23 protein-coding genes are annotated in these 20,815 nt (G+C 66.8%); 11 read left to right on the top strand and 12 right to left on the bottom strand.

Annotation, left to right across the window (positions count from 1 at the left end; all coding sequences use genetic code 11):
* Position 1: 1 nt before the first annotated feature.
* Positions 2-571 (top strand): superoxide dismutase family protein, encoded by a 570-nt coding sequence (locus ACVOMH_RS14535; protein WP_057505947.1) that lies wholly within the window; start codon positions 2-4, stop codon positions 569-571.
* 49 nt (positions 572-620) lie between these two features.
* Positions 621-1,223, top strand: a complete 603-nt coding sequence (locus tag ACVOMH_RS14530) for a superoxide dismutase family protein (RefSeq protein WP_481524145.1) — start codon at positions 621-623, stop codon at positions 1,221-1,223.
* 69 nt (positions 1,224-1,292) lie between these two features.
* Here ACVOMH_RS14530 and ACVOMH_RS14525 read toward each other — a convergent pair whose 3' ends face one another.
* The gene (locus ACVOMH_RS14525) at positions 1,293-2,180 is read right to left on the bottom strand and encodes a hypothetical protein (protein ID WP_481552420.1); all 888 of its coding nucleotides are present in this window, start codon (positions 2,178-2,180) and stop codon (positions 1,293-1,295) included.
* Positions 2,181-2,269: 89 nt separating this feature from the next.
* On the opposite strand from ACVOMH_RS14525, the gene ACVOMH_RS14520 reads away from it, so the two are divergent.
* The 3 genes from ACVOMH_RS14520 (at position 2,270) to ACVOMH_RS14510 (ending at position 5,391) form a co-directional block, all read left to right on the top strand.
* On the top strand, positions 2,270-3,565 hold the full coding sequence (locus tag ACVOMH_RS14520; RefSeq protein ID WP_481552419.1) for an acetyl-CoA C-acetyltransferase: 1,296 nt from the start codon (positions 2,270-2,272) through the stop codon (positions 3,563-3,565).
* 408 nt (positions 3,566-3,973) lie between these two features.
* Complete coding sequence (locus ACVOMH_RS14515; RefSeq protein WP_481552418.1) at positions 3,974-4,876, top strand: hypothetical protein; 903 nt, start codon at positions 3,974-3,976, stop codon at positions 4,874-4,876.
* A 305-nt stretch (positions 4,877-5,181) separates the two neighbouring features.
* Positions 5,182-5,391: a hypothetical protein gene (locus ACVOMH_RS14510; RefSeq protein WP_054661041.1), complete on the top strand. Its 210-nt coding sequence runs from the start codon at positions 5,182-5,184 to the stop codon at positions 5,389-5,391.
* A 66-nt stretch (positions 5,392-5,457) separates the two neighbouring features.
* On the opposite strand, the gene ACVOMH_RS14505 is transcribed toward ACVOMH_RS14510, so the two are convergent.
* The 4 genes from ACVOMH_RS14505 to ACVOMH_RS14490 all read right to left on the bottom strand — a co-directional run bounded on the left by ACVOMH_RS14505 (position 5,458) and on the right by ACVOMH_RS14490 (position 9,074).
* Positions 5,458-5,895 carry a hypothetical protein gene (locus ACVOMH_RS14505; RefSeq protein WP_481524141.1) on the bottom strand — a complete coding sequence of 146 codons (438 nt, stop codon included), beginning with the start codon at positions 5,893-5,895 and terminating at the stop codon, positions 5,458-5,460.
* A 39-nt stretch (positions 5,896-5,934) separates the two neighbouring features.
* Entirely contained in the window at positions 5,935-7,197 is a 1,263-nt protein-coding gene (locus tag ACVOMH_RS14500; RefSeq protein WP_481524140.1) for a heme biosynthesis HemY N-terminal domain-containing protein, read from the bottom strand.
* Complete coding sequence (locus ACVOMH_RS14495; RefSeq protein WP_481552417.1) at positions 7,194-8,174, bottom strand: uroporphyrinogen-III C-methyltransferase; 981 nt, start codon at positions 8,172-8,174, stop codon at positions 7,194-7,196. The genes ACVOMH_RS14500 and ACVOMH_RS14495 overlap by 4 nt, the downstream gene beginning before the upstream one ends.
* 111 nt (positions 8,175-8,285) lie before the next feature.
* Complete coding sequence (locus ACVOMH_RS14490) at positions 8,286-9,074, bottom strand: uroporphyrinogen-III synthase (protein WP_481552416.1); 789 nt, start codon at positions 9,072-9,074, stop codon at positions 8,286-8,288.
* 43 nt (positions 9,075-9,117) lie between these two features.
* Here ACVOMH_RS14490 and ACVOMH_RS14485 point away from each other — a divergent pair, with 43 nt between their 5' ends.
* The 5 genes from ACVOMH_RS14485 to ACVOMH_RS14465 all read left to right on the top strand — a co-directional run bounded on the left by ACVOMH_RS14485 (position 9,118) and on the right by ACVOMH_RS14465 (position 12,202).
* Positions 9,118-9,576 carry a YiiD C-terminal domain-containing protein gene (locus tag ACVOMH_RS14485; RefSeq protein WP_481552415.1) on the top strand — a complete coding sequence of 153 codons (459 nt, stop codon included), beginning with the start codon at positions 9,118-9,120 and terminating at the stop codon, positions 9,574-9,576.
* Positions 9,577-9,601: 25 nt separating this feature from the next.
* Entirely contained in the window at positions 9,602-10,030 is a 429-nt protein-coding gene (locus ACVOMH_RS14480) for a hypothetical protein (protein ID WP_054660451.1), read from the top strand.
* Positions 10,031-10,097: 67 nt separating this feature from the next.
* A complete protein-coding gene (locus ACVOMH_RS14475; protein ID WP_057505955.1) occupies positions 10,098-10,535 on the top strand; it encodes a rhodanese-like domain-containing protein in 438 nt (145 codons plus the stop codon).
* Between the two features lie 103 nt (positions 10,536-10,638).
* Positions 10,639-11,154: a protein-export chaperone SecB gene (secB, locus tag ACVOMH_RS14470; RefSeq protein WP_054660447.1), complete on the top strand. Its 516-nt coding sequence runs from the start codon at positions 10,639-10,641 to the stop codon at positions 11,152-11,154.
* 19 nt (positions 11,155-11,173) lie between these two features.
* Entirely contained in the window at positions 11,174-12,202 is a 1,029-nt protein-coding gene (locus tag ACVOMH_RS14465; protein WP_057505956.1) for an NAD(P)H-dependent glycerol-3-phosphate dehydrogenase, read from the top strand.
* A gap of 296 nt (positions 12,203-12,498) precedes the next feature.
* Here the strand turns inward: ACVOMH_RS14465 and ACVOMH_RS14460 are convergent, their stop codons facing one another.
* Positions 12,499-13,071, bottom strand: coding sequence for an OmpO family porin (locus tag ACVOMH_RS14460; RefSeq protein ID WP_054660648.1), 573 nt, complete (start codon positions 13,069-13,071; stop codon positions 12,499-12,501).
* 462 nt (positions 13,072-13,533) lie between these two features.
* Between ACVOMH_RS14460 and ACVOMH_RS14455 the strand changes: the two genes are divergently transcribed.
* Entirely contained in the window at positions 13,534-14,310 is a 777-nt protein-coding gene (locus tag ACVOMH_RS14455; RefSeq protein WP_054658876.1) for a glucose 1-dehydrogenase, read from the top strand.
* Positions 14,311-14,328: 18 nt separating this feature from the next.
* On the opposite strand, the gene ACVOMH_RS14450 is transcribed toward ACVOMH_RS14455, so the two are convergent.
* From ACVOMH_RS14450 to ACVOMH_RS14425, 6 genes are all read right to left on the bottom strand, one after another.
* Positions 14,329-14,724 (bottom strand): c-type cytochrome, encoded by a 396-nt coding sequence (locus tag ACVOMH_RS14450; protein ID WP_054658877.1) that lies wholly within the window; start codon positions 14,722-14,724, stop codon positions 14,329-14,331.
* A 162-nt stretch (positions 14,725-14,886) separates the two neighbouring features.
* Positions 14,887-16,566, bottom strand: coding sequence for an electron transfer flavoprotein-ubiquinone oxidoreductase (locus ACVOMH_RS14445; protein WP_481552414.1), 1,680 nt, complete (start codon positions 16,564-16,566; stop codon positions 14,887-14,889).
* Between the two features lie 1,456 nt (positions 16,567-18,022).
* On the bottom strand, positions 18,023-18,595 hold the full coding sequence (locus ACVOMH_RS14440; RefSeq protein WP_481524132.1) for a hypothetical protein: 573 nt from the start codon (positions 18,593-18,595) through the stop codon (positions 18,023-18,025).
* Between the two features lie 63 nt (positions 18,596-18,658).
* Complete coding sequence (locus ACVOMH_RS14435) at positions 18,659-18,964, bottom strand: PLDc N-terminal domain-containing protein (protein WP_481524131.1); 306 nt, start codon at positions 18,962-18,964, stop codon at positions 18,659-18,661.
* A gap of 82 nt (positions 18,965-19,046) precedes the next feature.
* Positions 19,047-19,415 (bottom strand): hypothetical protein, encoded by a 369-nt coding sequence (locus tag ACVOMH_RS14430; RefSeq protein ID WP_481552413.1) that lies wholly within the window; start codon positions 19,413-19,415, stop codon positions 19,047-19,049.
* A 72-nt stretch (positions 19,416-19,487) separates the two neighbouring features.
* Positions 19,488-19,874, bottom strand: a complete 387-nt coding sequence (locus ACVOMH_RS14425) for a hypothetical protein (protein WP_481524129.1) — start codon at positions 19,872-19,874, stop codon at positions 19,488-19,490.
* Between the last annotated feature and the right edge of the window lie 941 nt (positions 19,875-20,815).

Genomic DNA, 20,815 nt, shown 5'->3' with positions numbered 1-20,815 from the left:
GATGCGTCTGATTCTTCCCTTGCTGGCGACGGCCACTGCGCTCGCGCTCGGTGCCTGCGGTTCCAGCGCCCCGGTCAAACCGGCCGCGCCGGCGCCGGTGGCGGCGGTCAGCACCGCGCAGCTGGCCGAGGCCAACCTGGCGCCGGCCTCGGCCAGCCTGGTCAGCGGGCGGCTGGTACTGGTGCCTGAAGCCGGCGGCGTGCACATCACCGGCACCATTGGCAGCCTGCCGCGCAGCCAGCCGGCCGCCTTCCACGTGCATGAAAAAGGCGATTGCAGCGCGGTGGATGCCAGCAGCGCCGGGCCCCATTTCAATCCGCTGTCGCAGCCGCACGGCCGCGCCGGTGCCGGTGCGCACCACGCCGGCGATATGGACAACCTGCAGGCCAATGCCGAGGGCGTGGCGCAGGTGGATGTGCACCTGCGCGGGGTCACCCTCGGCGGCGGTGCGGCCAATGACATCGCCGGTCGCGCGCTCATCGTGCACGCCGGCGCCGACGATTACCGCAGCCAGCCGGCCGGCAATGCCGGTGCGCGGGTGGCCTGCGCGGTGATCCGTGTGGTGCGTTGAGCGCCCTGTATCCGTCTTTCTTTACCCAGCCCAGCAAGGGAGTAGCACCATGCGTCTGATCCACAGCACTTTGTTTCTGGCCAGTGCCCTGGCGCTGAGCGCCTGCAAGCCTGCCGCCGAACCCGCGGCAGCCCCGGCCGATACCGCCTCCACACCGGCCGCCGCCGATCCGGCCGCGCCGCCGGCGATGGGCAGCCCGCTTGCCATTGCCGAGCTGCAGCCGACCCAGGGCAGCTCGGTCAAAGGCACCATCCACTTCCTGCTGGTGGACGGCAAGCTGCGCGCCAGCGGCGACATCAGCGGCTTGAAGCCCGACAGCCAGCATGGCTTCCATATCCACGAGAAGGGCGATTGCAGTGCGCCGGACGGTAGCAGCGCCGGTGGCCACTTCAATCCCGGCAGCAGCGAGCATGGCAGTGTTGATGCGGTCGCCCATCACGGCGGCGACATGCCCAACATCAGCGCCGATGCGCAGGGCAATGCCCACATCGACGGCCCGGTGGCGAGCAACGTCAATGCCGGCAAGGGCGATGCGTTCGACATCATCGGCCGTGGTCTGATCGTCCACGCCGATGCGGACGACTACCAGACCCAGCCCACCGGCAACGCCGGCGCCCGGCTGGCCTGCGCGGTGATCACCGCCGCGCGGTAAGCGGCTCTGCATGGAATGGAAAACGCCGGCATTTGCCGGCGTTTTTCCCTGCGGCAGCGCGCTGGTGACTCAGTGCGCCAGCAGCGCCCTGGCATCCTGGCCGGCGTGCACATGCACGTACAGCACGTCGACCCCATGGGCTTCGAGCACCGCGGCCATCTGCCGCTGGCGCATCAGGTACTGCTCGTAGATCCGCTGCAGGCGCTCGCCATCGCGGTTGTCGTGCGCGTAGTGCGCGCACCAGCCGGCCGGATCGAACAGCGCCATGCGCACCTCGCCGCCGACATAGCGCAGCAGCGGCTCGGGTCCGGCTTCCAGCCAGTGCTCTTCGCCCGGCGCGAACATCGCCGTTTCCAGCAGCGGCCACAGATCGCCCAGCCCCTGGTTGTCGTACTGCATGGCCATCATCGCGGCCAGATCGTTGACGGTGAAATAGCGCGCGTGCTCGATCTGCGCGCCAAAGGCGTTCTGCGCCAGCAGCGCGGTATCGGGCTGGGCCATGCCGTTGGCCAGCAGCACTTCTTCCAGTGTCTGGCGGCAGTCGTGCAGCGTGGCGGTATCGGTGCCGGTCAACACAAAGGGCAGTACCCGCAGGCCGCCGCCGGTCAGTGCCGGATCGGCCTGCAACGGCAGCGGAATCTCGCCGTTGGCATCGGCGCCGAACGCCAGCAGACGCGGGCCCTGGTTGCGACCGGGCGCACGCAGCTGCAGTTCTTCCAGTCGCCGGTGGATCGGCCAACCCGGACGCAGCACTTCGGCCGGATCGAAATGCGCGGCGGCAAACACCAGATCCAGCGCACTGGCCTGCGGCACCAGCTTGGCCAGATCGCGGCCGATCAGTGCGGCCAGTTCGCCGGCTTGAACCGAGCCCAGGGCGGCGCGCGTGGGTTGTTGGCCGCCGGCCAGTTCCAGCGCTACGACGCCCAGCGCATTCATGTCAGGGTGGGAATTGCTCATGGTTTGCGGTTGGCCCGTCACTGGCTCGAAGCTACACTCAACGCCATTATGCCTGCTATCGCGTGCAGGCCACGTCGCACACCCTCCCCATGTCAGGTATCCGCATGCCCAGCGCTCGTCCCGTCGCCATTCTCGGTGGTGTCCGCATTCCGTTCTGCCGCCAGAACACCGCCTATTCGGACGTTGGCAACCTGGGCATGTCGGTGCGCACGCTCGGTGCGCTGGTGGAGCGCTTCGGCCTGCATGGGCAACAGCTGGGCGAAGTGGCGATGGGCGCGGTGATCAAGCATCCCGGCGACTGGAATCTGGGACGCGAGGCGGCACTGTCGTCCGGGCTGTCGCCGCTGACGCCGGGCATCACCCTGCAGCGCGCCTGCGGCACTTCGCTGGATACGATCATCACCGTGGCCAACAAGATCGCACTGGGCCAGATCGACTCGGGCATCGGCGGCGGTTCGGATACCACCTCGGATGTGCCGATCGTCTATGGCAAGAAGCTGCGCGCGCGGCTGCTGGCGGCCAATCGCGCCAAGAGCACCGGCGACAAGTTCCGCGCGCTGACGGCGGGCTTCAAGTTCTCCGAGCTCAAGCCCGAGTTCCCCGGCGTGGCCGAGCCGCGTACCGGCAAGAGCATGGGCGAGCACTGCGAGGACATGGCCAAGGAGTGGAACATCTCGCGCGATTCGCAGGACGAATGGGCGGTGGCCTCGCACAGGAAGCTGGCCGCCGCCTATGAGCGCGGTTTCTTCAACGACCTGATCGCGCCGTTCCGCGGCGTGGAGCGCGACAACATCCTGCGTCCGGACACCTCGCTGGAGAAGCTGTCGACGTTGAAGCCGGCCTTCGACAAGACCTCCGGCCGCGGCACCCTGACCGCCGCCAACTCCACGCCGCTCACCGATGGCGCCTCGGCGGTGCTGCTGGCCAGCGAGGACTGGGCGCGCGCGCACGGCCACGAGCCGCTGGCGTACCTGCGTGACTCGCAGGTGGCGGCGGTGGATTTCGTCCATGGCGAGGGCCTGCTGATGGCACCGACCATCGCCGTGCCGGAAATGCTCAAGCGCAACGGCCTGACCCTGCAGGATTTCGATCTCTACGAGATCCACGAGGCCTTCGCCGCCCAGGTGCTGTGCACGCTGCGGGCGTGGGAGAGCGAGGACTACTGCCGCAACCGGCTGGGCCTGGACGCGGCGCTGGGCAAGATCGATCCGGCCAAGATCAACCCGCTGGGTTCCTCGCTGGCCACCGGCCATCCGTTCGCCGCCACCGGCGCGCGGGTGATCGCCACGGCCGCCAAGCAGCTGGCCGAACGCGGCGGTGGCCGCGCGCTGGTGTCGATCTGCACCGCCGGCGGCATGGGTGTGGTGGCGATCGTCGAGCGCTGATCTGCCGGAGCGTGTCCACACGGAGGTGGGCGGGCTTCTGATCGCACGGGAAACCGCCGCGCCGCTGCTGCGCCGGCGACATGGCCGATACCCATCCGCTCCCTGACCGCTGTATCGACGGGTGGATGGTGGCGGTTGCTGCGCATCGATCCGTGGGCCGTTGCCGGCGGTGCGCTCCGGACCGATCCCATTCCAGGCGCCGCGGCGGGGCACGGCCCTGGTGCCGACTTCCATGTCGTGTCCTGCGGCGGCGACCGGAGCGGGCACCGCTGGAACTGCGCCGGGGATTTTGGCGCGCGGCCGCTGACGGGCGCTGGCAGCGGAGCCCGCCGCACCGGTCCTGGACCCTGCCGCGATCCCCTGGCTGACTGCTATCGTCGCCGCTTCAGCGGACACGGGGGACGGGGTATGAAGCGCATCACGATCGGTCTGGGCGTGCTGTTGGCGACGCTGGCGGCGCCGGCGGCGGCAATGACCTTCATGACGGTGGATTACGTCTGCCCGGTGGGGGGCGAGCGCTTCAGCGCCAGCACCATGGGCTCGGGCACGGCGTTCGGCCATTTCCTGGATGGGCGCGCCTATGGCGCCATCCAGTCGCCGTGGCCGCTGGTGGAGTGCCCGGGCAATGGCTTTCTGCTGTTCCGCGAGGCGTACAGCCAGGCCGAGCGGAAGGCGCTGGGCGCGTATGTGCAAAGCGACGACTACCAGCGCCTGCGTGGCACGGAGACCAGCTACTGGCGGCTGGCGCAGCTGCTGCAGGTGATCGATGCGCCGGCCGCCGAGCAGGCCGGCGCGTTGCAGCGGGCCAGCTGGCAGGCCTCGCCGGCGCAGTACCCGCGCTACGTGGCGGCCGCCGCGGCCGCGTTCGCCCGGCAATGTCCGGATGACAGGGCCGTGCGCGATGGCCAGTGGCTGTATTGCCAGATGCTGCTGGGCGAATGGGAGCGGCGGCTGTCGCGGTTCGAACCGGCGCGGGCGCGGTTCATACGCCTGCAGCCGCAGGTGGCCCCACTGGTGGCAGGTCAGGACCGCGAGCGGGTGGCCAGGCAGTTCGCCGCCGAGATCGCCCAGCAGCTGCAGCTCATCGAAGCGGGCGACAGCCGGGCGACGATGGCGGTGGATGCCGATGCGCCGGCAGCTGCCGCGGCCGGCGCGCAACCCGGTTTCCCGGACGACGCGGCATCGGCGGCCGATACCGCCGCATCTCCGGCCGGAACGACGGCGGACACCGCTGCAATGGCGGCCGACGCGGCCGCCGAAGCGGCGCGTGATGCCGCGGCCGATGCTGCCGCCGGCGAAGGGGATCGCTGAGCGCTCAAGCCGGGCGTGCCTGCGCCCTGATCAATCCGCCTCGGGGCGAAGAGGGCGTCCTGCAATGGATGCGTTCGCGCCGTACGCGGGCGCAGGCCACGTACGGCGCGTTTCTGCATGAGATGTGATGCGCCCGCGGCCGAATACCGCAAGCGCGGCGTCTGCTGGCATTCGCCATGGGGGTACCTGGTTGATCCTGGTGCAGAGGTTGGTCCATCCCATGGGTGCGCTGTTCGTGCGCAAGCGACCCGCCCCAGGTCGGGCTGTGCGCTGCGCACCAGGGCCAGCGCCGGCGGTACATCCTGATGGCGTGGCTGTCGCTGCACGGCGGTTTCGTGCTGGAGAGCGGCCCACCGGTGCTGCTGGATATCCTCGCCTCGTTGGTGAGGCGGTTCTGGGGCCTGATCGGAATACGCATCCTCAAGCCCCGGCGGATCACCCCGGAACGGGCGGTCTACCGCGGTGTCTCGCCCTGTTTTGCGGGTGCGGCCGCCATCCTGTCCGTACCGGCATGAATGAGCGTTGCGGCCGCTGCACGGTAGAGGTTTGCGGGTACGTGTCGCGTGCTCGGGAGCGTTGCCTCAGTGCCGATCGGCCGGGGATGCGTGATCGAGCAGGAACTGGCGGATATCGCGGCGCAGCGGCAGGTCATCGGTGCGGCCGGCGAAGCCGTCGGCCTGCCGCGCGTAATCGCGGGCGGCCTCGGGTTCGTCCAGATTGACGTGGCGTTCGGCCAGCGCCAGGCAGATCGATGCGGCATACCCGCACGCGTCGGCGGCGGTGGCCAGCGGCAGGGCGCGCAGGTACAGGGCGATGGCCAGGCGGTCATCGCCGGTGAAATCGGCCAGCGTCTCCCACAGGAACGGATGGTCGCGGCCCTCGGCAGCCACGGCGTGGCCGTAGTCGGCCAGTGCGCGGTACGCCGCTTCTGCGGCCTCGGCATCGCCGGACTGGCCGGCGTGGAGGATGGCGTCGGTCAGTTCCACGACGCGGGCGTGGATATCGGCAGGTATGTTCATGGGGACTGCTGGCAGAGACGGGGGGCGGATTCTACGGATTCAACCCGGCAGCCGCGGGAAACCGTGCACATCGCGTTCCTCGGCCACCGCCTGGTCCTGGATCTGCTGGCGCAGGTCACGGCGATTGAGCGGCAGCGGGATCTGGCCACGACGCTGGCGCAACGCATTGAGCAGGCAGTGCCGGGCCAGCGCGTCGTCGCCCTGTTCGGCAAAGCCTTCGCCGAGTGCTTCCCAGCCTTCCGGACCCGCGCCCTGGGCGATGGCCCGGTGCAGGAACTGCTCGGCCTGCGGCCACTGCGCCTGTGCGCGGGCAAAGCGGGCCAGCGCCAGCAGCAGGGCCGGGCTGGAGGGGTGGGTCTGCAGCCAGCGCTGCGCGTTGGCGCGCCGCGCGTCGAACCGGTCCACCGGCAGCTCGGCATAGAGCGTGACCAGCGCTTCATCCCACTGGCTGTCCAGGGTCTGCTCGACCACCCGCATGGCCACCTCCTCCCAGTCCAGCGCGACCGCGCGGCGGGCGTAATGGGCCACCGCCTGCGGCGAGACGCGCACAGTCTTGGGCAGCGCGTCCCAGCGGGCGGCCAGCGCGTTGACGTCGGCCGCTTCATCGAGCATCTGCAATGCCAGCGCGGTTTCCAGCGCGGCCAATGATTCGGCCGGCATCACCTGGGTCTGGCGCAGCGCGCCCAGCTGGCCGAAGGCCTCCTCGGCGCGGCCGGCGCGGGCCAGCGCCTCGGTGCGCAACCACAGCCCGCGCGGCGGCAGCGGCTGGATCGCGGGCAGGTCCAGGGCGTTGATCGCCTCCAGCGGCTTGTCCTGCTGCAGCCAGCGCTCGGCACTGTGCAGGGCATGCAGAGCCGGTTCGGCAGTTGCCAGCTGCTGCAGGTGTTGGCCGGCACTGGCGCTGTCGGCGCGCGCCTCGGCCGCCCGCATCGCCGCGACCAGCGCGATTGGGCGTACCTGCTGCTCGGTGGCGGCGCTTTGCAGCAGTTTTTCCGCGCGCTGCCAGTGGCCGGCGTCCAGCGCGTGCAGGCCATCGAGCAACCGTGCCCGGCCTTGCCGGCGTCGGTAACGGCCCCAGGCACGGAACGGCGCGCTGAGCAGCGTGCCCAACAGCCACAGCAGCAGCAGCGCGATCAGCCCGGCCAGTGCGGCCTGTGGCAGCGTGGCGATGTAGTCGTTGCCGCCGGCGCGGACGATGACCTCGCCCAGGTCGCGCTGCGATTCCTGCCCCAGCCACTGCGCGCCCAGAATGCCCAGGGCCGCGACCAGCAGGACGACCAGCAGTGAACGGAACGCTTTCATGGTGTCTCCTTGGGGGCGTGCTGGCTGCGCAGTTGCTGCAGGGTGCTGCCCAGTTCGGGCAGGGCCGGGCGCAGATCCAGCGCACGCAGGGCCTGCAGCCGCGTGCGCAGGGCCTGGCGTTGCGGCGAGTCTGGCCACAGCCGTTGCAGCCAGGTGTCCATCCGCCCCAGCGCCGCCGCCCAGGCCGGCGTGTCGCCACGTTCGAGCGCGGCCCGGGCCAGGCTCAGTTCGATCTGCAGGGAATCATTGGCGCTGACCCGCTCGGAGCGGGCGATCAGCACCTGGCTGTCGGCCGGGCGGATCTGCACCAGCGGTGAGAGCAGCTGCTGCCACCACGGCCGGGTGGTGCCGATGGCCTGCGGCAGTTGTTCGGGCAGGGTTTCCAGGGCATTGGCCCATTGCGTCAGCTGTTCGGCCGCCTGCGCACGCACGCCCGGGCCCAGTGCGTCGAGCGCGTTGCGCTCCTGGATCAGCGCCTGGCGCAGGTTGAGGTAGTCCGGACTGTCGATGCTTTCCAGCACCCCGGCCGCCAGGCCATACAGGCGTCGCGCCCCGTCCAGATCGCCGGCATAGATCAGCCGTTGCTGGGCCTGGCTGAGCAGCAGCTCGGCCTCCTCGCGGCGCACGGCCTGGACTCCCTGGCGCGAACGGTCGGCCAGACGGGCGAGGTTTTCCTCCAGCAGCGCGTTGCGCTGGCCCAGGCCCAGCACTTCGTCGCGCAACACCCGGTTGGTCGCGGCCGCGTCCTGGATGCTGCGGGCATTGGCGCGCTGGTCGCGACGCAGGGCGTCCACGCTCTGCGCCAGCGCGCTGAGCTGGAGGGCGGCCGCTGCCCGGCTCTGGTCGGTCTGCGCCAGACGGGCCTGCCAGCTGCGATAGCCGAGCCAGGCCGCAGCGGCCACGGCCAGCAGGGCGACCACGGCCAGCAGCCCGCGCACGGCACGGCGGGGCGGGGAAGAGGTGGAAACGTCATTCATGGGGGCACAGCATCCTTGGCAGGCATGCCATCGCCACAGGCGTCACGGCGACGGTGATGCGCGGCAAGCATGGCCTGCGACGTGGCCGCGCTGCAAGCCGAAGGCGTACAGCTAGGGTGCCGGATCCTGCGGATGCAGCACGGCGTAGGCGGCGCTGGCCAGTTGTGCCGGCATGGGCCCAGCGGCCACGTGGACCTGTCCGAAGCCATGCGATCTGGCCAGTTCCGCCAGCCGTGCGCTGGCACTGACCACCGGCGCGGCGCGCCAGCGCTCGATCAGCGGTTCCGGCAGCTGGGTGAGCAGGTGTTCCAGCGCCTCGCCGCTGCTCAGCGCCAGCACGGTAATACCCTGCAGCGCCTGCAGGCGGGCCACGGTGGCCGCGCTGACCGGCAGTGGCACCCGGTCGTAGACGTCCGTCCGCAGCAGTTGCGCGCCCATGGCCTGGACCTGGGCGGCAATCATCCCGCGCCCGCCCGGGGCCGTGACCAGCGCCACCCGCTTGCCCTGCAGGTGGCGCATGGCGGGCAATGCCAGCAGGCCCTCGCTGTCCATGCGCGAGGGCGCCTGAACCCCGGCGACCCCGCGCCGGCGCAGTTCGCGCGCGGTGCCTTCGCCCACGGTCACTGCCTGCCCGGCCGGTATCTGCGCCAGCGGCAGCAGCCGCGCGGCGGCATCCACCGCGGCCGGGCTGGTGAACACGATCCGGTCGCAGGCCAGCGCCTGCGCCAGCTGCGCGCGGGTGGCCGCATCGTTGCGCAGCCGCAGCCGCCACGGCGAGAGCGCCACAGTACGCGCGCCAAAGCGGGCGGCGGCACGGCGCAGCGCATCATGTTGTCCCTGCGGGCGTAGCGAGATCAGGTGCCAGGGCGTGTCGGTTGGCACATAGGCGGGAGCGTTCATTGCATGCATTATGCGGGCGCTTTCCGATTGCCGATGTTCATTCATGCCCGAATTGCCCCCCTGTTCCCCGTTGCTGTCCCAGCTGCAGTCCACGCTCGATGCGATGCCGCCGGTGGCGGCGATGGGTATCCGTATCGCCGGCTATGAGAACGGCGTACTGCGCATGCAGGCGCCGCTGGCGGCCAACGTCAACGACAAGGGCAACGCCTTTGGCGGCAGCCTGGCGTCGGTGATGACGCTGGGCGGCTGGGCGCTGGTCAGCCTGCGCCTGGCCCTGGCCGGGCACGATGCCGAAGTCTATGTGGCCGACAGCAGCATCCGCTACAAAGCGCCGGTGTACGGGGCGCTGCTGGCCAGTGCCTGCGCCGCGCCGGACCAGGACTGGGAGGCGTTTCTGGCGCTGCTGGCCAAGCGCGGGCGGGCGCGGATGACCGTGCACGCGCAGATCGAAGGTGGCGCGGCCGAGCTGGAAGGGCGTTTCGTCGCGCTGCGCAAAGGCTAGGATGGGCCACTACCAAGGGGATCCCATGTATCGACGTCTCACTCAGTCCGCATTGATGGTGCTGCTGCTGGTGGCCGGGGTGGCCTCGGCGGCGGGTCCCGGCCGTGCCCAGCGCGCCAAACTCGTGCCGACCCAGGACGCCTATGTGGCCGCGCTGCGCTGGAGCGATTTTGAAACCGCCGAAGGCTTCATCGATCCGGAATACCTCCGTGCCCATCCGCTCACCGAGATGCAGCGCGAGCGCTACAGGCAGCTGCAGGTGTCCAGCTACCGCGAGCGCGGCAGCAGCGCCACGGCCGATGGCAGCATCGAGCGCCGCATCGAAATGGGCGTGATCAACCGCAACACCCAGGCCGAACGCACCCTCACCCTGACCGAGCGCTGGCGCTGGGATCCGCAGGCCAAGCGCTGGTGGCAGGCGGCCGGGCTGCCGGACCTGTGGCAGGGCCAGTAAGCCGTCGGGCGCCGGGTTGCCGGCATATGCGACAATCCCTGCCCGCTTAAAACGACCTGTGACCTGAGTGAACTACGAAGAGTTGCTGGCCTTCGCCGGCCGAAATCCGATGCTGTCGCTGGCCCTGGTCGGCCTGACCGTGGCCATCATCGCCACCGAGATCGCGCGCCTGTTTCGCGGTTACAAATCGCTCAAGCCGGCCGAGCTGACCCACATGATCAACGCCGGCAATGCCGTGGTGATCGATCTGTCGGCCAGTGCCGAGTTCGAGAAGGGCCATATCGTCGGCAGCCGCAACCTGCAGCCGGCGCAGCTGACCCCCTCGCACAAGCTGCTGGCCAACGCCAAGCAGTCGCCGGTGGTGCTGCTGTGCCGGACCGGCAATGCCTCGGCCACTGCCGCCAAGGCGCTGAAAAAGGCCGGTTTCGAGCAGGTCTATGTGCTCGAGGGTGGTCTTCCGGCCTGGCAGGCGGCCGATCTGCCGCTGGTCAAAGGCCGCGGCTGAGCCGTCAATTTTCGTTCAGGCCTTGTATAGGCGGGCGGCAGCCCCCATCGCTGGTCTGGTACCAATCCCAATCATTGAACAATCTGTTCTGGAGTCCTGAGAAATGTCCGAAGAGAACACCAACGGCGTCGCCCCGGCTGAAGCCAACAACGGCCCGGCGTTCACCATCGAGAAGATCTACGTCAAGGACGTTTCTTTCGAATCCCCGAACTCGCCGACGATCTTCAACGAGAACGTGCAGCCGGACCTGCAGCTGAACCTGAACCAGAAGGTGCAGCGCCTGTCCGACACCGCCTTTGAAGTGGTGTTGGGCGTGACCCTGACCTGCAAGGCCGGCGACAAGACCGCCTATGTGGCCGAAGTGGAGCAGGCCGGCGTGTTCGGCCTGATCGGCCTGGAGCCGCAGGCGATCGACGTGCTGCTCGGCACCCAGTGCCCGAACATCCTGTTCCCGTATGTGCGCTCGATGGTGTCGGACCTGATCCAGGCCGGCGGCTTCCCGCCGTTCTACCTGCAGCCGATCAACTTCGAAGGCCTGTACGCCGAAACCCTGCGTCAGCGTCAGCAGCAGGCCGACGGTGCCTCGCTGGCCGACTCCGAGCCGGCCGGCAACGCCTGATCGGCGTCTGCACTTCCGTATGAGTACGAACGACGCGAACAAGATCGCCGTTCTCGGCGCGGGCTCCTGGGGCACCGCGCTGGCCACCTTGCTGGCCCGGCACGGTCACCCGACCGTGCTGTGGGGACGTGATGCCGCCGTCATCGAGGCGATCGACCAGCGTCATGAGAATCCCCGGTACCTGCCGGGGATTCCCTTGCCCGGCTCCCTGCGGGCCAGCACCGACCTGGCGGCCACCGTGCAAGGAGCAGCCTGGATTCTGGTGGTGGTGCCCTCGCATGCCTTTGCCGAAACCGTGCGTGCGCTGGCGCCGCTGCGGCCGGCCGGGGCCGGTGTGGCCTGGGCGACCAAGGGCTTCGAGCCCGGCTCCGGCCGTTTCCTGCATGAAGTGGCGCGTGACGTGCTGGGCCCGGACGTGCCGCTGGCCGTGGTCACCGGCCCGTCCTTCGCCAAGGAAGTCACCCTGGGCCTGCCCACCGCCATCACCGTCCACGGTGATGACGAAGGGTTCTCCCAGCAGGTGGCCGATGCCATGCACGGCCCGGCATTCCGCGCCTACACCGGTGACGACATGGTCGGCGCCGAGCTGGGCGGGGCGATGAAGAACGTGCTGGCGGTGGCCACCGGCGTAGCTGATGGCATGCAACTGGGCTTGAATGCCCGTGCCGGCCTGATCACCCGCGGCCTGAACGAGATGTTGCGGCTGGCCGCCGCCATCGGGGGCAAGCCCGAGACCCTGATGGGTCTGGCCGGCCTGGGCGATCTGGTGCTGACCAGCACCGGCGACCTGTCGCGCAACCGCCGCCTGGGCTTGGCGTTGGGTCGCGGCCAGAGCCTGCCCGATGCAGTGAAGGAAATCGGCCAGGTGGTGGAATCGGTGCAGACCGCCGATGAAGTCATGCGCCAGGCCGATCGCCATGGCATCGATCTGCCGATCTCCAAGGCGGTGCAGTCGGTGCTGCATGGCGACCTGAGCCCGGCCGAAGGCCTGCAGCAGCTGCTGGCGCGGGAACAGAAACCGGAATATCCGGATACGCTGTTCAAGTGAACATCAGCGACGATCAACGAAAAAGCCCGGCAATGCCGGGCTTTTTTGTGGCTGGAGGCAGGCCGGGAGCGGCCACCGCAACGGCTTGTCCGACACCGTGCATCGCCATCGCCATCGGCCGTTCAGCCGATCCGGCGTCGGTGGGGCGTGTGGTGCCGTTCTGCGACCGCCGCAGCCAGGGGCGTGCCCTCCGCTTGCACGCAAAAAAGAAGCCCGGTCTGGGGGAGACCGGGCTTCCAGCGGCGCGGGGGAGAGAGAGCACGCGCCGTACAACAACCTCCGTTAGGAGGTACCGCTTACCAGCTGAAGCGCGGGCCGACGAACCATTCCTTGTCGCCACCCTTGGCCAGCTTGACCTCACCGCTCACGCCCCAGTTGGCGTTGAACTTGGCCAGGCCACCGACGCGGCCGTAGAACTCGCCGTCCGGGTTGATGCCGTGCTTCTTGGTGAAATCCTCGTAACCGGCCAGTGCATAGCCCTCGAACATCGGGGTGAAGGCCTTGCGCACGCCGACTTCGGCGCTGTAGCCGTTGAAGTCCAGGCCCAGCTCCGGATCGAACTTCTGGTAGGCCACACGGGCCAGCAGATCGGTGTCCTTGGCGAGGGTGTGGTTGTAGCCCACGCCCAGACGCCACTGGTCCACATCAACCTTGCCCGCATCGGTTTCCTGCTGGGTGTAGTCACCGAAGACATGGAAGTTCGGCGCCACGGCGACCGAGCCCTTCACGCCAAAGCCGTCGGCGTCGCCGCCCTTGGCATCGGTGTTCACATAGCCGCCTTCCACATAGTTGTAGGACAGGCCGTCGGCGGCCGAAGCGGCGAACGGCAGGGCGGCCAGCAGGCCAAGCGCAATCAGGGAAGTCTTCATAATCGGGATTACCTTTTTTATTGGTTTGATCGAAGCGGCGGTGAAAACGTTTGCGGCTTCGACAGGTGTGAATTATCCGTTAGGCGACGGAATGCCCCCTGAATATCAAACTGACCAGTACATGAATTAATCCGCACCGGCGGGAACTTCCGCAGATGCCGGCCGGGCGTTCGCCTGCGCCAGACCACGGCGGCAGTTCAGCCGCTGTGCCCCGGGCGCCGAGGGCGCGCCTGCCGTGCCGACGGCGCGGTTGGAGCCTGTGCAAGCGCCACCGGTGCCGGTCCGCTTCCTCTGCGCCACGCACGGGCGGTGCTTTCACCCCGGTTTTCGCCCGGTTCCTGCACATTGCCGGCTCTGTCCCCCCGGGAGACGGCAAGCGTTGCGCGGGAGCCTGCCGACAGGCCGGTCCCGCGCGGCGTGCCATGACCGGGCACGCGCACGTCAATCCGGAGAACGCAGCCCATGAGCCCGCAATCGCATTTCGATCTCAGTGGAAAAGTCGCCATCGTCACCGGTGGTGGCAATGGCATCGGTCGCGCCAGTGCATTGATGCTGGCCGCTTATGGCGCGGCGGTGACGATCGCCGATCTGAAACTGGCCGATGCCGAGAAGGTCGCCGCCGAGATCACCGCCCACGGTGGCAGGGCGCTGGCGCTGGAGTGCAACGTGCTCAAGGACGAGGACCTGGTGCGGACGGTGGAGCGCACCGCCGCCGAGCTGGGCGGCATCCACATCCTGGTCAACAACGCCGGTGGCGGCGGGGCCGGGCGCGAGAGCCCGTTCGAGATCACCGTGCAGCAGTTCGAGCGGCCGTTCCAGATCAACGTGTTCAGCGCGTGGCGGCTGGCCCAGCTGTGCGCCCCGCACATGAAGAAGGGCGGTTATGGCTCGATCATCAACATGTCCTCGATGAGCTCGATCAACAAGAGCCCGGCGATCAGCGCCTATGCCGCCTCCAAGGCCGCGATCAACCACATGACCGCCAACCTGGCCCACGACTATGGCCCGGATAACATCCGCATCAACGCCGTCGGTCCCGGAGCGGTGCGTACCGCGGCGCTGGCCACCGTGCTGACCCCGGAGATCGAGCAGCGGATGCTGTCGCATACGCCGATCAAGCGCCTGGGCGAGGCCGACGACATCGCCGGGGCGGTGCTGTATTTCGCCGCGCCGATCTCCAGCTGGGTCAGCGGGCAGATCCTGTTCGTCAACGGCGGTGGCGTGCAGACCCTGGACTGACGCGACAGCCGGCGCGGATCACTCCGGCAGCGAGGACAGGTATTCGATCACCGCCCGGCGACGCGCCGGGTCGGCGGTGGCGTTGACCATCTTGCTGCCCGGTACCCGCTTGGAGGGCGAGGCCAGGAAGGCATCCAGCGTCTGCGCGTCCCAGATGATGCCGCTGGCGCTCATCGCCTCCGAATACACATAGCCCGGCGCAGTGCCGGCCTTGCGGCCGATCACCCCGTGCAGGTTGGGGCCGACGCGGTGGCCCAGATCGGGGCGGGTGTCATGGCAGCCGGCGCAGATGGCGAAGGCGCGTTCCAGCTCGCGCTGGTGCGGATCGGCACTGGCCGAATGGTTGAACGCATCGCGCTGGCCACAGGCGCCCAGCAGCAGGCAGAGAAGTCCCGGCAGTGGCAGGCGTGACATCGATTCCTCGTTGCGGCAAATGGCCCCGGTGGCCAGGCGTGGGCATGATCGCCGCCGGCCACGGCGAACGCAAAGCGCACCATGAAAAACCCCGCCGCGGTGGGCGGCGGGGTCGGGTCAGCTGGCGCAGCGCTGATCGCCGGCGCGTTGCAGGCGCCGCGCTTACATTGCCGGGTAGTTCGGACCACCACCGCCCTGCGGGGTCACCCAGACAATGTTCTGGGTCGGGTCCTTGATGTCGCAGGTCTTGCAGTGCACGCAGTTCTGCGCGTTGATCTGCAGGCGGGTATCGCTGCCTTCGCCGACGAACTCGTAGACGCCGGCCGGGCAGTAACGCGCTTCCGGGCCGCCGTAGGTGGCCAGGTTCACGCTCACCGGAATGCTCGGGTCCTTCAGGGTCAGATGGCTGGGCTGGTCTTCCTCGTGGTTGGTCGAGGACAGGAACACCGAGCTCAGCCGGTCGAAGGTCAGCACGTTGTCCGGCTTCGGGTACTCGATCTTCGGCTGGCTGGCCGCCGGCTGCAGGCACTCGTGGTCGGCCAGGGTGCGATGGATCGTCCACGGCGCATTGCGGATGCCCAGCTTGGGCAGCAGCCACTGCTCGATGCCGGTCATCACGGTGGCGATGGTGCGGCCCTTCTTGAACCACTGCTTGAAGTTCTTGGACTGCAGCAGCTCGGCCTTCAGCCAGCTGTTCTCGAAGGCTTCCGGATAGGCGCTCAGCTCATCGCGCGAGCGGCCGGCGACCAGCGCCTCGAACGCGGCCTCGGCGGCCAGCATGCCGGTCTTGATCGCGGCGTGACTGCCCTTGATGCGGCTGACGTTGAGGTAGCCGGCTTCGCAGCCGACCAGCGCGCCGCCCGGGAACACGGTCTTGGGCAGCGACAGGATGCCGCCGGCGGTGATCGCACGCGCGCCATAGGCGATGCGCTTGCCGCCTTCCAGGTGCTTGCGGATGGCCGGGTGGGTCTTGAAGCGCTGGAATTCCTCGAACGGGCTCAGCCACGGGTTCTTGTAGTCCAGGCCGACCACATAGCCGATCGAAACCTTGCCGCCCTCGGCGTGGTACAGGAACGCGCCGCCGTAGGTGTCGTTGTCCAGCGGCCAGCCAGCGGCGTGCACCACCAGGCCCGGCTCGTGCTTGGCCGGGTCGATCTGCCACAGCTCCTTGATGCCGATGCCGTAGGACTGCGGGTCGCGGCCTTCGTCGAGCTTGAAGCGGCTGATCAGCTGGCGGCCGAGGTGGCCGCGCGAGCCTTCGGCGAACACCGTGTACTTGGCATGCAGCTCCATGCCGCGCTCGAAGTTCGGGCCCGGCGTGCCGTCCTTGTGGATGCCCATGTCGCCGGTGGCCACGCCCATCACCGCACCGGTCTCGTCGTACAGCACTTCGGCGGCGGCAAAGCCCGGGAAGATCGCCACTTCCAGCGCCTCGGCCTGCTGCGCCAGCCAGCGGGTCACTTCACCGAGGCTGACGATGTAGTTGCCGTCGTTGTGGAAGCACTCCGGCAGCAGGGCGTGCGGGGTGGCCTTGGCGGTGGTTTCGTCCAGGAACAGGAACTCGTCGCGGGTCACGGCCTGCTTCAGCGGCGCGCCGCGCTGCGCCCAGTCCGGGAACAGCTCGGTGAGCGCGCGCGGGTCCATGATCGCGCCGGACAGGATGTGCGCGCCCGGCTCGGAGCCCTTCTCCAGCACGCACACCGACAGCTCCTGGCCCTTTTCCACGGCTAGCTGGCGCAGGCGGATGGCCGTGGCCAGACCGGCAGGGCCGGCACCGACGATGACGACGTCGAACTCCATCGCTTCGCGCGGCGGCAGGGCGGTGTTGCTTTCAGTGTTCATGCAAGAGCTCTTGGGTAAAGGTCGGCGCGGTGGCGACGACGGTTGCCTGGAACCATCGCCCCGAAGTGAGGCGACGATGATCTGTGAAGGTACCGCAGTTCCACCCCGACCGACCCGCCCTGCGCCCTTGGCAGACACGCGGCGCAGCGGGCAGATGCGGCACGGGCCGCCCCGGATCCTGTGAAGGACGGGGCAGCAGGGCAGACGAGCGGGCCGCCGCACTGCAGTCCCTCCGGCTGGAAAGCGCAGGCCTCGTCCCTGATCGGCCGCTCCGGCCTCGATATCGCGATTTTCGCCGACGATCAGCCGATCGTCCAAGGCTTGCGCCTGCGGCCGGCAGCTGTCGGCCGAATCATCCCCAAGACTTGCGCCGGTGTCCGGCACGGGGTGGCCGACCACGGCGCTGCACGCACTCGCATCCGGTAGGCCAGATCCCGGCCGGTCCGGTGCGTTGCCGGCCGGGCGGCCCCGGTCAAGCCGCCGTGTCGGGCGTCACCCCGTATCGCCTTCAAAGGCGCAGCCCTGCACTTGGCAGCAGGGACGAAAGGCTCCCGCAGCACCGCCTGGAGTTTCAACGGAACAGCAAAAAGCCTCAACGAAACAGTTCAGAAGCTATCCGGAGTAGCAAAAAGCCTCAACGGACAAGCAAAAAGCCTTAATCGTTCAGCAAAAAGCCTCAACGACGCAGCAAAAAGTCTCACCGCATAAATAAACAGTTTTGATGGGGCCGCTCGCGGCTCGAGGGCCCGCCGCTCGGCCGTGGGCCATTGAAAGCCCGCGTCGCGCGCTGCCTTGTCGGCGCGGCCAAACGGCTCGCTCACACGCAATGCGCTCGCTTTGCAATGCGTTGTACTGGGCGCGGGGCATGGGGAATACCTAGGCCTGATTGCCAGGTCAGAGTCGCCACCGAACCGAAGGAGCTCCCGCTTCGGCCTGAATGGATGGGCGGAACGTACCTGACCCGCCTGCAGGCCAATGGGCAGCGCCCCGCAGGGCCGCGGACCAGGCGCGTACGGCGGCTGGTCAATGAGCCCAGTGCCTGTTCCGTCCGGCGCTAAGGCTGGGAAATCCGAATGCTACCTCCTCGGGCGAGGCATAGAGCCTGTCAGACAGCGGCCACCCGGGGAGATCGGACGCAGTGATCGGAACACCGCTGTCTTGGACAGCTGAACGCTCAGCGACGCAATGGAAGAGCCGGGGACGCTGCGGGGCGCCGCCCGCTCCAGGTTGCGGCCGCTGCAGCCAGCCTGGGGCTACTTCGACATACCCCTAGAGGGGCAGCCGCGGCCGCGGCGTATCCGGCTTGCAGGGCGGACCGCGGCGGTTCACTCGTTCCCTGATGCGGCCCGGCGGCGCCAGGCAGGCGCTAACGCCGCATCAAGCCGCCGATGACCGACCGCGTCGCAGCAACCGTCGAAGCACCTCGTGGCGATGCGCTCCGATCCAGCGTGGGGTATCACTGCGATACCTTGCAGCTTCCTTCCTGGCGGCAAGGCTTGCAATCGTTTGCCTCCCGATAGCTCTCCGAGAGCTCAAGGAGCGCATTCTTTACGATCGCCAGATGTTCGGTGCGGGACACCTGCGCCACGAAGAAATTCACGGTCGATGGAGCCGCAAAATAGGTCGCCAGCTCGTAGCCCCCGTTCGAGTAGCCGGAGAATTGCCACAACTCGCCTTCGGCCCCCGTCCTGGAGCGGACATCTCCGAGCTTCGTCGCCTCGACCGCCTCGGAAGCTTCCGCGTACATGGCAACGACGTCGTCTACGGCACGCCGAATGGCGTCCCGTGGCGCGCCACTGCTGAGTGCGGGTCGCGTATAGATGACATAGGGCGCAGCGGACAAGGAGCTGTCTTCGGGGTAAAACACCATCGGGACGCCGCTCATCGCCAACGCCGCCTCGCTCATAACCCAGCCCGATGGCGACGTGAAGTGGTAGCAGTGATCCTTCCCGTGTGCGTACCCGTGATCGCCTGCTGCAGCGCTGAACGAAGCCAGCAGGAACATGGCGGCAGAAAAAATGCTTCGCATGAGTGTGAGACCCGGCGTTTGGGTTAAGCCATGCCACGAAGCAGCGTCGGCTTGGATGAAGTGTTAGATCGTGCCTTTCGCCATTCGCTTCCGCTTGGGTCGTTGAATGCGTAGATAGAGAAGGGCGCCAATAAATCCAAGAAAGATGATGATCAATAGCCAGACGATCTTGTCATTGCCTGTCGCCGGTTCATTGTTTATGCAGTCAATGAGTGCCCATAACCAAAGCCCAGTGACAAATAGGAAAAATGCAAACATCAGGCCAATGTGAATCGACACAGGCAATCCTGCCGATGAAACTGGCGTGCTTTGTGCGACTGCAGGAAAAGATATGACGGGCATTAGTGCTAGTAACTTAAACTGGGACAAGAGATTTCTCCATTGTGATCTAACGCCTGAACTACGCTGGGCCGCAAAGCGGCTTCGGCTCGGGCCAACTGTTATATTCCCCTTATAGCTGAGTGACATCCCAGTTGAGTTGACAGTCAGTTCTGAAAACAAGCCTGCGCTTCAAAGATGCTACCCACTCCGCAGAGTTTAGTGCCGACTTCTCACCCGAATAGGTAATCTCAGTGGCCTCTACTTTTCCGCCCAATCCACCCGACATTTGAAAAGTGGCGCTTGGCTGCATTGTTAGATCTTTCATAAGCGAGAACCATCGATCTTTATCAGCCAGCCACTGATCTTCACGCTGTATGTCTACCGGACACTTGGCGCTAACAGTGACACTGGTTGGACGCGTGTAGTCAATCTCAGCTTGAGCTGAAACAGCACCAGCGAGCACGGACAGCGCCGATAGAATGAAGAACGAGTACCTCATTAAACCTCCGGAATTGGCAGCTAACACCCGAATTAAGCCGAGCCACGAAGCGGCATCGGCTTGGACGAATTGTCAGGTCGCGGCTGCCTTATGTGTGCGACTGGTTGCCCAAGCTTGGCCAACATAGGTGCCGATTGCCGTCGCAACGCCAGACAGTGAAAATGCTACCCAGTTGTGCTGGACGATGGAAAAGGCAGAAGCGTTGCCGGTAGGTGCTGCGATTAGGTACAGCATGTAGCCAACCGCCATCCAAAGTGCTGCCCATGTTGCCAATGCGATGAGCACAAATCGTCCACGTGCTATGGCGCCCCCGACAATGCTTGCGAGGAAAGAAACCACTATTGGTTGGACGGTGATGGTGACAATGCTCTGCGTCACAAAAGCATTGGCAATGTTGCTTAGCACGACATAGGTCGCGACTAGAGAAGCGAATCCAAGCCACAAGCGTTTCTGAGACATGCGGTTAACCTCCTTGAGCCAATTGACGCCCGACTTAAGCCGATCTACGAAGCGGTATCGGCTTGAATGAATTTTTAGCTGGAAAGCCTATCGCCAAGCCGTTTGATACGCCGCCTGTAAGTGACCGCGGCATGCCTTGTGCCGCTTATACCGCACAAACTGTCGCCAAGACCATCCAGCTTTCTAGAACTTGCAGACGGCGCATGCAACTCAAGCACTTTAGATAGAACGCCGATAGAGCCAAGAGGGGCCTCCATGTCTGGCGAAGAAACGAGCGCACGAACCGCAGCTGGATCATTTCGGGTCGCGCCGAGAAGTTGACCTTTTAGTGCCATTGTCTATCTCTTGCCGGCTAACGCTTGAATTAAGCCGATCCACGAAACAGGTTCGGTTTGAATGAATGGTTAGGCACGTTGCGACCAAGCTTGCACACTAGCAGGATAGCAATCGGCAGTGCAGAAAGTTGAAGGAAAAACTGAACTCCAACCCAGACGCTGTGTGAGAACAAGGGCAAGCCAAAAACGAGCCATGAGGTGCCCGCGGAAGATGCCAACGCTAAGAAAGTATTGGTGCGGATATGCTCTTTGCTGAGGCGGCATAGGACCCAAGCGACGGGCAGGCAAAGGACAACGTTGAACAAGAAATCCGTGAACGTGACGGCGCTCGAGAAGCCTATGCCTCGAAGTCCGATGCGTAATAAGAAGCCGGGGAGCGGGCTATACGCAGCAATGCATGCCCAGCACCACACGAGAAATAGAGCCAGTAGGCCGCCGATGGCAATTGCAACAATCCCGGAGCTTAAACGTGACATGCGAGGCCCTCCCTTACGCGCCTAACGCCTTAGTTAAGCCGCGCCGCGAAGCGGCGTCGGCTTGAATGAATTGTTAGGCGACTCAGACACCTGAGCAGCCCGAGATGGCAAGCCCAACGCTTGACACAAA

It is taken from the genome of Stenotrophomonas sp. STEN013, from assembly GCF_056760355.1.
The sequence above is the reverse complement of the archived record's forward strand: the minus strand, read 5'-3'. Positions and strand labels throughout refer to the sequence as shown.